Below are 12896 nucleotides of genomic sequence, written 5' to 3'. Positions count from 1 at the left end.
TGGAGAGCCGCCCGCGCCGACGAGGGGCGCGCGCCGTCAGGCCGGCTTGAAGGCCGAGAGCCAGCGACGAAGGATCGCGCGACCCTCGTACAGCTTTCGCAGCGACGCCCACTCGTTGCGCTGGTGCGCCTGGGCGTTCTCGCCGGGGCCGAAGTTCACCGCGGGCACGCCGAGCTCCGCGAAGCGCGCCACGTCGGTCCACGCCTGCTTCGGCTCGACCGCGGCGACGCCGGCCTCGCGCAGCGCCACGACGAGCGGGTGCGACGCGTGCGGCGGCGCCGAGGGGCTGAGATCGCGCCAGGCGATCTCGGCGCGGCCGGCCACGAGCGCCTCGATCGTCCGCTGCGCCTCCTGGATCGACGTCCCTGGGGGGAAGCGGTGGTTCAGGTTCATCGTGAACTCGTCGGGCACGACGTTCCGCCCGCGCCCGCCCTGCGCCATCGTCGCCGTCGTCACCTCCCGGTAGACGAAGCCGTCGATCTCGACCTCGCGCGGCGCGAGGGCGGCGAGCTCGACCAGGAACGGGCCCGCCTTGTAGATGGCGTTCTCCCCCTGCCATGGCCGCGCGCTGTGCGCCGTGCGCCCCCGGAACGTCAGCCCCGCGTGGAGCGAGCCGCTCGCGCCGAGGCTCAGCTTGTTGTCGCTCGGCTCGAGGCACACCGCGAGGTCGAGCGCGCGGAGACCCGGCTCGCGCTCGATCACCAGCGCGAGCTCGTTCTCGAGGTACGGGCCCTCCTCCCGGGCGTAGAACACGAGCGTCAGATCGACCCCGGCGATGTCCCGCCGCTCGCCCTCGGCGAGGTCGAGCATCAGCGCGAGGCCCGACTTCATGTCGCTCGCGCCGGGGCCGTAGAGGCGATCCCCCTCGATGCGCGGCGGCCCGTCGTGGGAGGTGCGCACCACGTCGAGGTGCCCGGCCAGCGCGATCTTCGGGCCGCCGGTGCCCTGCGTCACCTGCACCACCAGCGAGTCGCCGTGGCGGCGCACCGGCGCGGCGAGCCGGGCCCGCCCGAGCCGCTCCGCCACCTCCGAGCACAGCGCCTGCTCCTCGCCGATGGGCGACGGGACGGAGCACAGCCAGAGCAGCGTGTCCGCGAGGGCCGCCTCGGCCGCCGCGTCCTGGTCGGGCAGCGTGTTCACACCGGCACCGCGAAGTCGCGCAGCGCCGCGTTCAGCGACACCTTGCGGTCCGTCGCCTCGCTCCGCTTGCCGATGATGAGCGCGCACGGGATCGAGAACTCCCCCGCAGGGAAGCGCTTCGGCCGCGTCCCCGGGATCACCACGCTGCGCGCCGGCACCCGGCCGCGGTGCTCGACGACCTCGGGCCCCGTGACGTCGAGGATCGCCGTCGACGCGGTGAGCACCACGCCGGCGCCGAGCACCGCCTCCTCCTCGACCACGACGCCCTCCACGACGATGACCCGGGAGCCCACGAAGACGCCGTCCTCGATGATCACCGGCCGCGCGCCCGGCGGCTCGAGCACGCCGCCGATGCCGACGCCCCCGGCGAGGTGGACCCCTCGCCCGATCTGCGCGCAGCTCCCGACCGTCGCCCACGTGTCGACCATCGACCCCGAGCCGACCCACGCGCCGATGTTCACGTAGCCGGGCATCACGATCGCGCCCTGCTCGAGGAACGCGCCGTAGCGCACCGCCCCCGGCGGCACCACGCGCACGCCCGCCTTGTCGAGCCCCCGCTTGAGCGGGATCTTATCGTAGAACTCGAGGGGGCCGGCCTCCATCACGCTCATGCCGCGGAGCGCGAAGTAGAGCAGGATCGCCTCCTTGATCCACGCGTGCGTCACCCACCGGTGCGGCGCGTCCCCGCCCGCGGGCGCCGCGCCCTCGCCGCCCGCCTGCGGGCTGGCGTCGCGCTCGGCGACGCGGAGCAGGCCTTGATCGAGGCACTCGATCGTGCGGAGGACCGCGGCCTCGTGCGCGGGCGAGCGCAGGAGCTCGCGGTCGCGGAACGCCGCCTCAACGAGGGACTTCAAGGATTCGTCGGTGACCATGGCGCCGCCTTTAGCACGGCCGCGCCACCACCGGCACCGCGTCAGAACGTCATCGTGACGACGCGGCCGCCGGTCCCCTCGGCGAGCTCGATGCGCGCGCGCCGCGCGACGACGCGGGCCACGGCGACGGCGCGCTCGCCGCCGTCGCGCACCACCACGTCGAGCGCGACTGACGTCGCCGCCTCGCGCGGGCTCCGCTCCGCGATGCGCACCGTCGAGCGGCCGTCCGGGAGGCGAGACACGGCGAGGTGAGGGCTCGCGACGCCGGCGGCGCTGACCATGCCGACGGCGAGCTCCATGAGCCCGCTCACCGCGCGCACGTCGCCCTCCACCTCGTTGGCGCGGCCGTCCGACGAGGCGACCGAGATGGCGATGACGGGCCGCCCTTCGGCCGGCGACGCGCTCCAGTTGCGGAGCACGTCGATGAGATCGAGCGGCGTCGGCCGCAGCTCGAGGGTCGCCATCACGAGCTCGGACAGGCGCAGCGAGCCGCTCAGCTCGCGGGCCGCCCTGCGGACCGACGACTCGAGCGCGAGCCGCTGCCGCGCGTCGATGCCGCCGCGCTCCCCGCGGCCGCGCGCCAGGGCCCGCCCCGGCGCGGCGCCCGCCGAGGCGCGCGACAGCTCGTCGGTGAGGCGCGCGACCTCGACGCTGGCGTGGCCGAGCGCCGCGCACGCGGCGTCGGCCGCCGCGGCGTCGCCCGCCTCGACGAAGCCGTCGCGGACCGCGGCGGAGAGGCTGTCGAGGGCGGCGAGGAGCGCCGCGCACCCCTCGCACACCTCGGTCAGCGCGAGGGCGACCCCGCGCGGCCCGACGCGGCGCGAGCCGAGCAGGTGCGCGAAGCTCTCGATGCCTGCAGCGCCGTCGCGCGCCGCGCCGAGCGCAGCCGCGAGCCGCTCGCCGAGCATCAGGCCGTCGCGCTCGGAGCGACCTCGTAACCCGCGAAGAAGTAGGCGATCTCCCGCGCCGCGGTCGACGTCTTGTCCGAGCCGTGGACCGCGTTCTCGCCCACGCTCGCCCCGAACAGCTTGCGGATCGTCCCCTCCGCCGCCTTCGCCGGGTCGGTCGCGCCGATGACCTCGCGGTACTTCGCGACCGCGTCCTCGCGCTCGAGCGCCATCACCAGGATGGGGCTGCGCGACATGAACTCCACGAGCTCGCCGAAGAAGCCGCGCCCGCGGTGCTCGGCGTAGAAGCCCTCCGCCTCCGCGCGGGTGAGGTGGATCCGCTTCATCGCTTTGACCGTGAAGCCCTCCTGCTCGAGGCGGGCGATGATCGCGCCGGCCGTGTTCTTTTCCATCGCATCAGGCTTGATGATTGAGAGGGTTCGCTCGAGGGCCATGGGCGGCCCAGTTAGGCGAAAACTCTGAGATTTGCAAGCGCCACGCGCGCCGCCGCCAGGGCGGCGGCCGCGTCGCTGCGCTCCCGGCGCGCCGCCGCCATCGCGTCGTTTCCGTTCGTCCGCAGCCGCGCGCCGCCGGCGGCTCCCTCCGTCCGCCCTCGACTCGCCCCCTCTCCTCTCCCGCGCGCCTCTCCTCGCCCTCTCTCTTTGCCTGATGCTCGATGAAATACCGTCTCGCGGGGGCGACGCGCGGCACGCGCGATCGCCATCAAGCTGACACAATGCGCTGCTACACCCATCGGCCATGCCGAGCCACGTGCTCATCGTCGAGGACGAGCGCGACCTTCAGCGCGTCCTTACTTATAACTTTCGTCAGGCTGGGTTTGATGTGGTCTCCGCGGGGAGCGGCGAGACGGCGCTCCGGGCGGTCAAGGAGGAGCGGTTCGATCTCGTCCTGCTCGACCTGATGCTCCCGGACATGTCGGGCACCGAGATCTGCCGCCGCCTCAAGCAGAACCCGCAGACCTCGGCGGTGCCCGTCATCATGGTCACGGCCAAGGGCGAGGAGATCGACCGGATCGTCGGCTTCGAGCTCGGGGCCGACGACTACGTCGTCAAGCCGTTCAGCGTGCGGGAGCTCATCCTGCGCGCCCGGGCGATCCTGAAGCGGTCGGAGAGCCCCACGTCGGCCCCGGAGAAGTTCGACTTCGGGATCCTGCGGGTCGATCGGGCCGCGCACCGGGCCTGGGTGCAGGAGAACGAGATCGCGCTGACGGCGCTCGAGTTCCGCCTGCTCATGATGCTCCACGATCGCCGCGGCCGCGTGCTCTCGCGCGACCTCCTGCTGGACGAGGTGTGGGGGTCGCACGTCGACGTCACCGCGCGCAACGTCGACACCCACGTGAAGCGCGTCCGCGAGAAGCTCGGGGCCGCCGGCGACTACATCGAGACGGTGCGCGGGGTCGGCTACCGGTTCCGCGCCGACCCCGAGGCCGCGTAGAGAGCGCCATGCGCGCGCTGCGGCGGCTCGGCATCGGCGCGAAGCTCGTGGCGGCGACGGTGCTCGTCCTCGTCGTCGCGGGCGTCCCGATCGAGCGCCTCGCCGCGCGCGACATGGAGGCGGCGCTCGTCGCGGAGCACAGCCCGCGCGCCGCCGTGGACGCGGCCGTCTGGCGCTCGCGGCGCACCCTGCTGATCGGCATGGGCGCCGTGATCGTCGTCGCCATCTCGGTGGGCGCCGCCACGACGTTCTTCATCACGCGCCCGATCCGGAGGCTGACCCGCTTCGCGCTCGCCATGTCCGAGGGCGACCTGTCGACGCGCGCGCCCCTGCGCGGCTCGGGCGAGCTCCGCCAGCTCGCGCACGCGCTGAACCACCTCACGAGCGAGCTCTCCCGATCCATCGCCGAGGCCCGGACGGAGCGCGACCTGCTCGCGGGCATCCTCGACGGCATGAGCGAGGGCGTGCTCGTGCTCGATCGCGACGGGCGCATCCTCCTCGCCAACCGGGCGCTGCGCGCGATGGCTCCGCTCGGCGAGGACGCGCTCGGCCGATCGGTGATCGAGGCGATCCGCAGCGCGCGGCTCACCGAGGCGATCCAGCTCGCCGGCAGGCGGGACGAGCCGGTCGACGTCGAGGTGGAGCTCGGGCGGACGCTGCCGAGGCGGCTGCTCGTGCGCGTGTCGCGCCGGAAGAGCCCGGCGGCGCTCGGACGTGACGCGCGCGAAGGGCACGACGCGCGCGGCGCGGACCACGACGGGGGCTCGGCCGAGCCGGGGCTCATCGCCGTGTTCCACGACGTCACCGATCTCCGCCGGCTGGAGACGATCCGGACCGACTTCGTCGCCAACGTGTCCCACGAGCTGCGGACCCCGGTCACCGCGATCAGCACCGCCGCCGAGACGCTGCAGCTCGGCGCGCTCCAGGACCCCCACGAGGCGGCCGAGTTCGTCGACGTGATCGACCGGCACGCGAAGCGCCTCCGCCACCTCGTCGACGACCTGCTCGACCTCTCGAAGATCGAGGCGAAGAACTTCCGCGTCTCGCTGTCGGAGCTCGACGTCGCCCCCGCCATCGAGCACGTGACGCACCTGCTCGGCGAGTCGGCGCGCCGGCGCCGGGTCACCGTGACGGTCGACGCCGCCGCCCTCCCGCCCGCGCGGTGCGACCGCCGCGCGCTCGAGCAGGTGCTCATGAACCTGCTCGACAACGCCATCAAGTACGCCGGCGAGGGCGCCCACGTCCTGGTGAAGGCCCGGTCGGTCGACCAGCAGGTGACGATCGCGGTGGCCGACGACGGCCCCGGCATCCCCCCCCACCACCTGGGCCGCATCTTCGAGCGGTTCTACCGCGTGGACGCCGGCCGCTCGCGCGACCTCGGCGGCACGGGGCTCGGCCTCGCCATCGTCAAGCACCTGGTCGAGCTGATGAACGGCTCGATCGAGGTCGAGAGCGCCATCGGCCGCGGCACCCAGTTCACCGTCCGCCTCGCGCGCGCTGCGTGACCTTGCAACCTTGCAAAGACGGGAAAGAGCGGTGCTCTCTGTTCCACCTTGCTGTCACGCGGCTGTCACAGAGCTCGACTACGCCTGAGGCTGCATGACTCGAACTCTGCTCACCCTCGCGATGTTGACCGTGACCGCGGCGTGCGGTCGCTCCGATGCCCCGCAGGACACCGGCGCGCTCCCCGGCTCGAACAAGAGCGCCGGAACGCAGCCGACCGCCGACGGGGAGATCACGCTGACGGGCGCGGGCGCGACGTTCCCGTACCCGCTTTACACGAAGTGGATCTCCGAGTTCCAGAAGGCCAACTCGAAGGTCAAGATCAACTACCAGTCGATCGGCTCCGGGGGCGGGATCCGGCAGATCACCGAGCGGACCGTCGACTTCGGCGCCACCGACGCGCCGATGACCGAGGAGCAGCTCGCGAAGGCGGCCGGCATCCTCCACCTGCCGACGTGCCTCGGCGCGGTCGTGCTGACCTACAACCTCGAGGGCATCCCGTCGGGCCTGAAGCTCACGCCGGACGCCGCCGCGCACATCTTCCTCGGCAAGATCAAGAAGTGGAACGACCCGGCCATCCAGAAGGAGAACCCGGACGTGAAGCTCCCCGAGAAGGACATCGCGACGGTCCACCGCTCGGACGGCAGCGGCACCACCAAGATCTTCGTCGACTACCTGAGCGCGGTCAGCCCGGAGTGGAAGAGCGGCCCCGGGACCGGGACCAGCGTCAACTGGCCGGGTGGCCTCGGCGCGAAGGGCAACGACGGGGTCTCCGCCCTCATCTCCAGCACGCCCGCCTCCATCGGCTACATCGAGCTCGCGTACGCGATGCAGAACAAGCTCACGTTCGCGTCGCTCAGGAACAAGAGCGGGAAGTTCGTCGCCCCGTCGCTCGAGAGCACGACCGCCGCGGGCGCCAGCGCCGCCGCCAGGATGCCCGACGATCTGCGGATCTCGCTCGTGGACGCCGAAGGCGAGGACGCGTATCCCATCGCCGGCTTCACCTACCTCCTCGCGTACCAGGAGCAGAAGGATCTCGCGAAGGGGAAGGTGCTGGCCCGGTTCATGAAATGGGCGATGCAGGACGGCCAGAAGTTCACCAACGATCTCCACTATGCGCCGCTGCCCGCGGCCGTCGTCGAGAAGGTCGACGCGAAGCTCGCCGCGCTGGTGGGCCCCGACGGCAAGCCGCTGCTCGCCCCGTAGTAACCCCGAAGGAAGGCCCGCGCGCGGCGCGAGCGGCGGTTCCGCCGGGCGTCGCCGCCGCGGTGCGCGCAGGTAGGTCATGAGCACGGTAGAAGTCCCGATGCAACAAGCTGCCTCGCCGGCGACAGGAGGCGACGCGGCGGGCGGGGCGCGCGGCGCAGACCGAGCGTTCCGCGCGATCTTGACGGTGTTCGGCCTGACGGTGCTCGCGGTGCCCCTGCTGATGGTGCTGGAGCTCGTCCGGTCATCGCGGCTCTCGATCGACAAGTTCGGCTTCGGGTTCCTCACCGGGATGGTGTGGGACCCCGCGCGCGAGCAGTTCGGCGCGCTCCCGTTCATCTACGGCACGGTCGTCACGTCGCTGATCGCCATCGCGCTCGCGGTCCCCGTCTCGCTCGGCCTCGCGATCTTCCTCTCGGATCTGGCGCCCCACCGGATCCGCAAGCCGCTCGGCTTCCTGGTCGAGCTGCTCGCGGCGATCCCGAGCGTCGTCTACGGGTTCTGGGGCATCGCGGTGCTCCGACCCTGGCTCCGGGACACCGTCGAGCCGGTCCTCATCAAGTACTTCGGCTACCTGCCCCTCTTCGAGGGCCCGCCGCTCGGCTTCGGCATGTTCGCCGCGGGCGTCATCCTCGCGATCATGATCGTCCCCACGATCACGTCGGTGTCACGGGAGGTGATGCAGGCGGTCCCGCCGCTCCACCGCGAGGCGGCGGTCGGCCTGGGCGCGTCCGCCTGGGATACCATCCGCTACGCGGTCCTGCCGTCCGCGCGCTCGGGCATCATCGGGGCCATCATCCTCGGGCTGAACCGGGCGCTCGGCGAGACGATGGCGGTCACGATGCTGATCGGCAACGTCCCGAAGGTGAGCGCCTCGATCTTCCACCCCGGGTACTCGATGTCGAGCGTCATCGCGAACGAGTTCGTCGAGGCGACCAGCGACATGTACGTGTCGGCGCTCTCCGAGATCGCGCTGCTCCTCTTCGGGGTCGCCCTCCTCCTCAACCTCTTCGCCCGGTGGCTGGTGAGCTCGACGAAGAGCAAGCTGGAGCGACGCGCATGAGCCGCACGACCCCTCCCCCCGTCGCCAGGCCGTCCAGCGCCCCCCGGCGCACGCTGCTCGCGCCGGCTCCCGGCGAGCGCCTGCGCCGCGCCCGCGGCTACTTCTTCGAAGGGCTCTGCGCCGCGAGCGCCGTCGTCGTCCTGGCCCCGCTGCTCCTCATCTTCCTTTACGTCGTCAGCAAGGGCCTCGGCGGGCTGTCCCTCGACTTCTTCACCCAGCTCCCGAAGCCGGTCGGCGACGAGCGGAGCGGCATGGGCAACGCGGTCGTGGGCACGCTCCTCCTGATCGCCATCGGCTCCTGCATCGGGCTCCCGACAGGCATCCTCGCCGGCATCTACCTGGCCGAGATCGGCCGGGGTAAGCTCGCGAGCGCCATCCGGTTCATCGCGGACGTGCTCGGCGGCGTCCCGTCGATCACCATCGGCGTGTTCATCTACGCGCTTGTCGTGGTCACGATGAAGCGCTTCTCCGCGCTCGCCGGCGGCATCGCGCTCGCGATCGTGATGCTCCCGACGGTGACCCGCACGACGGAGGAGCTGCTCAGGCTCGTGCCCGCGCACCTCCGCGAGGCGTCGCTCGCCCTCGGCGTCCCGGAGTGGCGCACGAGCCTCCTCGTCGTGCTCCGCACGGCCTCTCCCGGCATCGGCACCGGCGTGATGCTCGCCGTGGCCCGCATCGCCGGCGAGACAGCGCCGGTGCTCCTCACCGCGCTCGGCTCCCAGTACTGGAGCTTCGCCGTCGATCGCCCCATCGCCTCGCTGCCCGTGCAGATCTGGCGCAACGCGACATCGCCCTACGCGAAGTGGCAGCAGGAGGCCTGGACTGGCGCGCTCGTGCTGATCGCCATCGTGTTCTTCCTGAATCTGCTCGCCCGCATCGTCACGTCCCGGAGCGTCAAAGCGCGTTAAAGGCACTCGATGAGCTCGTTCGACTCGCCGCACAATGCACAGATCGGTCAGCGCCGCAGACGGCTCGACGCCAACGGGATCGACGGCCATTCCGTCGAGCCCGAGCCCCAGGCGCCGCCAGCGAAGATCAGCGTCACGCGGCTGAACGCCTATTTCCACAGATTCCACGCGATCCACGACATCACGTTGGACATCCCGGATCGCCACGTCACGGCGGTGATCGGGCCGTCCGGTTGTGGCAAGTCGACGTTCCTGCGCTGCCTCAACCGGATGCACGAGCAGGTGCCCGGGGCCACGGCGAAGGGCTCCGTCATGATCGACGGCGTGAACATCTACGACAAGGCAGTCGACCCGGTGCGGCTGCGGCGCCGCGTCGGCATGGTGTTCCAGAAGCCCAACCCGTTTCCCACCATGTCGATCCGCGAGAACGTCCTCGCCGGCCACAAGCTGAACGGCAACTCCGTGAAGGACCCTACAGGCCTCGTCGAGAAGTGCCTGCGCCAGGTCGCGCTCTGGGACGAGGTGAAGGACAAGCTCGACCAGTCCGGCCTCTCGCTCTCCGGCGGCCAGCAGCAGCGACTCTGCATCGCGCGCGTGCTCGCCGTCGAGCCCGAGGTCATCCTGCTCGACGAGCCGTGCTCAGCGCTCGACCCGATCGCGACCGCGCGCGTGGAAGAGCTCATCGACGAGCTGAAGCAGCGGTATACTTGCGTGCTCGTCACACACAACATGCAGCAGGCCGCGCGGTGCTCTGACTACACGGCTTTCTTCTACATGGGGGATCTGGTGGAGTTCGACAGGACGCAGACCATCTTCACCAACCCCAAGGAAAGCAAGACCGAAGATTACGTCACCGGTAAGTTCGGCTGAGGGGAGCGGGGAGATTCATGCCGACGTCGCACACGAGCAAGGTCTACGAGCACGAGCTACGGACGCTGCGAGAGAAGCTGCTGCTGATGGGCAGCCTGGTCGAGGAGATGATCCAGAAGGGCTCGACCGCGCTCGCGACGCGCGACACGGGCCTCGCCAAGGCGACGATCCGGCTCGACCGCCGGATCAACAGCCTGGAGTGCGAGGTCGACGAGCTGTGCATGAGGATCCTCGCGACGCGCCAGCCCGTCGCCTCCGACCTGCGCTTCGTCACCACGGCGCTCAAGATCGTCACCGACCTGGAGCGCATCGGCGACCTCGTGGTGAACGTCTGCGAGCGGGTGCAAGAGCTCAACGAGGAGCCGCCGCTCGCGCCGGCGGCGGAGCTGCAAGGCCTCTCGGACGAGGCGATCGAGGTGGTGCACGAGGCGCTCGACGCGCTGGTCGCCCGCGACTGCGATCGCGCGAAGGAGCTCCTCACGCGTGACGACGTGATCGACGAGCACTACGCCCGCATCTTCCAGGAGGTGCTCCACACGATGAGCCGCGACCCGAGCACCGTGTACCGGGCCACGCGCATCCAGTCGATCGCGAAGTACCTGGAGCGCATCGCCGATCACGCGATGAACATCGCGGAGTCGGTGGTGTTCCTCGTGAAGGGGACGGACATCCGGCACAACAACCGCCTGAAGGAGAACGATCCGCTCTCCACGCGGCCGCCGCCGCCAGGCCTGCGGATGCGCTAGGCGCCCGCGTCGCCCGGCGGCGCCGCGCCGCCGCCGTGGCCGTGCGCGTGCCCGTGGTGCTCCTCGTGCTCGCCGCCGCAGCGGGCGTCCTCCCAGCCGACCCAGTAAGGCCCGTCCGGGCCGTGCTCGCGCTTCCAGATCGGCAGGCGCGCCTTGATGCGATCGATGAGCAGGCGGCACCCGCGGAAGGCCTCGCCCCGGTGCGGCGCGCTCGCGGCGCAGGCCACGGCGGCGTCGCCGATCTGGAGCGCGCCGATCCGGTGCGTCGCGGCGACGCGCAGGCCGGGGATCTCCGCGGCGATCTCCGTAAGGATCCGCTCGAGCTCGGCCTCGGCCATCGCGCCGTAGGCCTCGTACTCGAGCAGCGTGACGGAGCGGCCGTCGTTCACGTCGCGAACGACGCCGAGGAACGTGGCGATGCCGCCCGCGCCGGGGTGGGACACGGCGGCGATCAGCTCGTCGAGGCGGAGCGGCTCGGTGCGGATCCGGCTCACGGCGCGCTCCTCTGGAAATGACCGGAGCGGCCCCCGCTCTTCTCGAGGAGCTTGATCTCCGAGATCACCATCTCGCGGTCGATGCCCTTCAGCATGTCGTAGATCGTCAGGCAGGCGGCGCTCACCGCGACCATCGCCTCCATCTCGACGCCGGTGCGATCGAGCGCCTCCGCGGCGGCGGTCACGCGGATCGCGGCGGAGGGCTCGTCCACGTCGAGCTGGACCGCGACGTGCGTGAGCGCGATGCCGTGGCAGAGCGGGATGAGCTCCGGCGTGCGCTTCGCCGCCATGATCCCCGCGATCCTCGCCGCGGCCAGCACGTCGCCCTTGGGCGCGTCGTCGCGCGCGACCCTCGCGATGGTCTCGGGGCGCATGCGCACGGCGCCCGACGCGACCGCGCGGCGGTGCGTGACGGGCTTGCCTTCGACAGGCACCATGCGGGCCTCGCCGCTCGGGGAGAGGTGGGTCGAGAGCGCCTGGCCCTCGCCGGGGTGTTCGGGGGTTCGCGACATCGATCCGGAATCTGACACGGCCAGCCGCGGGACCGGAAGCCGAACCGTGGCCCCGGAGCCGCGCCGGTCAGCCGGCGCGCCAGCCGCCGACTCAGCCGCCGCCTCAGCCGCCAATAGCGCGGATCGACACCGAGGACGCCGTCTCCTCGGTGCACCCCTTCCAGACCGTGCCGTCCGGCTTGAGGCGCCACGCCTCGTCGAGGCGCTGGCGGATCGCCTCCCGATCGCCGGCCCTCGCCTCGCGCGAGGCGTCGACCCCGTCGTCCGTGGCGAGGCACGGCCGGAGCACGCCCGTCGACGAGACGCGCAGGCGGTCGCAGCTCTCGCAGAACGTGTCGCTCGTGCCCGAGATGAACCCCACGCGGAGCGACGGGTCGCGGCGGGCCCGGACGTACCGCGCCGGGCCGAGCCCCGGATCGGTGACCGCCTCCTCCGGCAGGAGGTGCTCGGCCAGCCGCGCCCGCATCTCGGCCGCCGTGACGAGGTGCTCGCCGACGAGCCTGGCCCCCTCGGCGATCGGCATCACCTCGAGGAAGCGCGGGATCATCCGCCGCTCCCAGGCCCACAGCGCGAGGCGCTCGATCTCGTCGTCGTTCACCCCGCGGAGGACGACCGTGTTCAGCTTGATGGAGGAGAAGCCCGCCGCGACCGCCGCGTCGAGGCCCCCGAGCACGCGGGCGAGGTCACCGCCGCGGGTCACCTCGCGGAAACGCTGCGGATCGAGGGTGTCGATCGAGACGTTCAGGCGGTGCAGCCCGGCGTCGCGCAGCGGCCCGGCGAGCCGCGCGAGCTGCGACGCGTTCGTCGTGAGGGCCAGATCGTCGAAGCCGAGCGAGGCGAGGCACGCGACGATGGAGACGATGTCGGGGTGGAGCAGCGGCTCGCCGCCGGTCAGGCGGACCCGCCGGACGCCGGCGTCGCGCAGGGCCTCGAACATCGTGCGCCAGGCGGGCGTCATGAGCCGGCCGTCGGCGTAGCCGTCATGGCGCGACGGGCGGCAGTAGGTGCAGGCGAAGTCGCACCGGTCCGTGACGGAGACGCGCACGCTCCGCGGCGGGGGCGCCGCGCGAGCGCCGGGCGCCTCGACGGCGCCGTCGCGGTACGGGATCGTGGCGGCGCGGCGCCCCGCCTCGCCCCCGGCGAGGAGCGGCAGCGAGCGCCGCCTCAGGGCCGATGCGTCCGCTGATGTGGGCGCCGGATCGAGGCCAGTCGAAGAAGGCATGTCGTCCCTCGCGGGTCT

The 12896-nt window shown here is 71.9% G+C and carries 14 protein-coding genes; 7 read left to right on the top strand and 7 right to left on the bottom strand.

All coding sequences use genetic code 11. From position 1 onward, the window contains the following. Nucleotides 1-36 precede the first annotated feature (36 nt). From dapE to ndk, 4 genes are read right to left on the bottom strand one after another with little or no spacing between them, the layout of a single operon-like run. Nucleotides 37-1140 carry a succinyl-diaminopimelate desuccinylase gene (gene dapE, locus WME76_RS11035; RefSeq protein ID WP_437960098.1) on the bottom strand — a complete coding sequence of 368 codons (1104 nt, stop codon included), beginning with the start codon at nt 1138-1140 and terminating at the stop codon, nt 37-39. Further along, entirely contained in the window at nt 1137-2012 is an 876-nt protein-coding gene (locus WME76_RS11030; protein ID WP_437960097.1) for a 2,3,4,5-tetrahydropyridine-2,6-dicarboxylate N-succinyltransferase, read from the bottom strand. Before WME76_RS11030 ends, dapE begins: the two co-directional genes overlap by 4 nt. Nucleotides 2013-2053: 41 nt before the next feature. Further along, nucleotides 2054-2920, bottom strand: a complete 867-nt coding sequence (locus tag WME76_RS11025; protein WP_437960096.1) for a hypothetical protein — start codon at nt 2918-2920, stop codon at nt 2054-2056. Beyond that, nucleotides 2920-3354, bottom strand: coding sequence for a nucleoside-diphosphate kinase (gene ndk, locus WME76_RS11020; protein WP_061611865.1), 435 nt, complete (start codon nt 3352-3354; stop codon nt 2920-2922). The genes WME76_RS11025 and ndk overlap by 1 nt, the downstream gene beginning before the upstream one ends. A 304-nt stretch (nt 3355-3658) precedes the next feature. Between ndk and WME76_RS11015 the strand changes: the two genes are divergently transcribed. The 7 genes from WME76_RS11015 (at nt 3659) to phoU (ending at nt 10650) form a co-directional block, all read left to right on the top strand. Beyond that, nucleotides 3659-4354: a response regulator gene (locus WME76_RS11015; protein ID WP_437960095.1), complete on the top strand. Its 696-nt coding sequence runs from the start codon at nt 3659-3661 to the stop codon at nt 4352-4354. A gap of 8 nt (nt 4355-4362) precedes the next feature. Beyond that, nucleotides 4363-5859 carry a HAMP domain-containing sensor histidine kinase gene (locus WME76_RS11010; protein ID WP_437960094.1) on the top strand — a complete coding sequence of 499 codons (1497 nt, stop codon included), beginning with the start codon at nt 4363-4365 and terminating at the stop codon, nt 5857-5859. Nucleotides 5860-5953: 94 nt separating this feature from the next. Next, nucleotides 5954-7063, top strand: coding sequence for a phosphate ABC transporter substrate-binding protein PstS (gene pstS / locus WME76_RS11005; protein ID WP_437960093.1), 1110 nt, complete (start codon nt 5954-5956; stop codon nt 7061-7063). Nucleotides 7064-7163: 100 nt separating this feature from the next. Continuing rightward, nucleotides 7164-8126, top strand: a complete 963-nt coding sequence (gene pstC / locus WME76_RS11000) for a phosphate ABC transporter permease subunit PstC (protein ID WP_437960092.1) — start codon at nt 7164-7166, stop codon at nt 8124-8126. Continuing rightward, nucleotides 8123-9034 (top strand): phosphate ABC transporter permease PstA, encoded by a 912-nt coding sequence (pstA, locus tag WME76_RS10995; protein WP_437960091.1) that lies wholly within the window; start codon nt 8123-8125, stop codon nt 9032-9034. The genes pstC and pstA overlap by 4 nt, the downstream gene beginning before the upstream one ends. Nucleotides 9035-9043: 9 nt before the next feature. After that, a complete protein-coding gene (gene pstB / locus WME76_RS10990; protein WP_437960090.1) occupies nt 9044-9904 on the top strand; it encodes a phosphate ABC transporter ATP-binding protein PstB in 861 nt (286 codons plus the stop codon). Nucleotides 9905-9921: 17 nt separating this feature from the next. Further along, a complete protein-coding gene (gene phoU / locus WME76_RS10985) occupies nt 9922-10650 on the top strand; it encodes a phosphate signaling complex protein PhoU (protein WP_061614694.1) in 729 nt (242 codons plus the stop codon). Here phoU and WME76_RS10980 read toward each other — a convergent pair. The 3 genes from WME76_RS10980 to moaA form a co-directional block, all read right to left on the bottom strand. Further along, nucleotides 10647-11144, bottom strand: coding sequence for a molybdenum cofactor biosynthesis protein MoaE (locus tag WME76_RS10980; RefSeq protein ID WP_061614695.1), 498 nt, complete (start codon nt 11142-11144; stop codon nt 10647-10649). The two genes, phoU and WME76_RS10980, sit on opposite strands and share 4 nt — an antisense overlap. Beyond that, complete coding sequence (moaC, locus tag WME76_RS10975) at nt 11141-11656, bottom strand: cyclic pyranopterin monophosphate synthase MoaC (protein WP_061614696.1); 516 nt, start codon at nt 11654-11656, stop codon at nt 11141-11143. The genes WME76_RS10980 and moaC overlap by 4 nt, the downstream gene beginning before the upstream one ends. A 103-nt stretch (nt 11657-11759) precedes the next feature. Beyond that, nucleotides 11760-12878 (bottom strand): GTP 3',8-cyclase MoaA, encoded by a 1119-nt coding sequence (moaA, locus tag WME76_RS10970; RefSeq protein ID WP_061614697.1) that lies wholly within the window; start codon nt 12876-12878, stop codon nt 11760-11762. Nucleotides 12879-12896 lie beyond the last annotated feature (18 nt).

This window comes from Sorangium sp. So ce119, assembly GCF_051524405.1.
GTDB lineage: Bacteria > Myxococcota_A > Polyangia > Polyangiales > Polyangiaceae > Sorangium > Sorangium cellulosum_G.
Note: the sequence above shows the minus strand (reverse complement) of the source record. Positions and strands in the feature narration are given on the sequence as shown.

Excerpts from the sequence above, each read along its gene's own strand:
- WME76_RS11030 (WP_437960097.1), bottom strand. The coding sequence starts at position 2,012 with ATGGTCACCGACGAATCCTTGAAGTCCCTCGTTGAGGCGGCGTTCCGC.
- ndk (WP_061611865.1), bottom strand. The coding sequence starts at position 3,354 with ATGGCCCTCGAGCGAACCCTCTCAATCATCAAGCCTGATGCGATGGAA.
- moaC (WP_061614696.1), bottom strand. The coding sequence starts at position 11,656 with ATGTCGCGAACCCCCGAACACCCCGGCGAGGGCCAGGCGCTCTCGACC.
- moaA (WP_061614697.1), bottom strand. The coding sequence starts at position 12,878 with ATGCCTTCTTCGACTGGCCTCGATCCGGCGCCCACATCAGCGGACGCA.
- pstA (WP_437960091.1), top strand. The coding sequence starts at position 8,123 with ATGAGCCGCACGACCCCTCCCCCCGTCGCCAGGCCGTCCAGCGCCCCC.
- pstC (WP_437960092.1), top strand. The coding sequence starts at position 7,164 with ATGCAACAAGCTGCCTCGCCGGCGACAGGAGGCGACGCGGCGGGCGGG.
- WME76_RS11025 (WP_437960096.1), bottom strand. The coding sequence starts at position 2,920 with ATGCTCGGCGAGCGGCTCGCGGCTGCGCTCGGCGCGGCGCGCGACGGC.
- pstB (WP_437960090.1), top strand. The coding sequence starts at position 9,044 with ATGAGCTCGTTCGACTCGCCGCACAATGCACAGATCGGTCAGCGCCGC.
- WME76_RS11010 (WP_437960094.1), top strand. The coding sequence starts at position 4,363 with ATGCGCGCGCTGCGGCGGCTCGGCATCGGCGCGAAGCTCGTGGCGGCG.
- WME76_RS11015 (WP_437960095.1), top strand. The coding sequence starts at position 3,659 with ATGCCGAGCCACGTGCTCATCGTCGAGGACGAGCGCGACCTTCAGCGC.
- pstS (WP_437960093.1), top strand. The coding sequence starts at position 5,954 with ATGACTCGAACTCTGCTCACCCTCGCGATGTTGACCGTGACCGCGGCG.
- phoU (WP_061614694.1), top strand. The coding sequence starts at position 9,922 with ATGCCGACGTCGCACACGAGCAAGGTCTACGAGCACGAGCTACGGACG.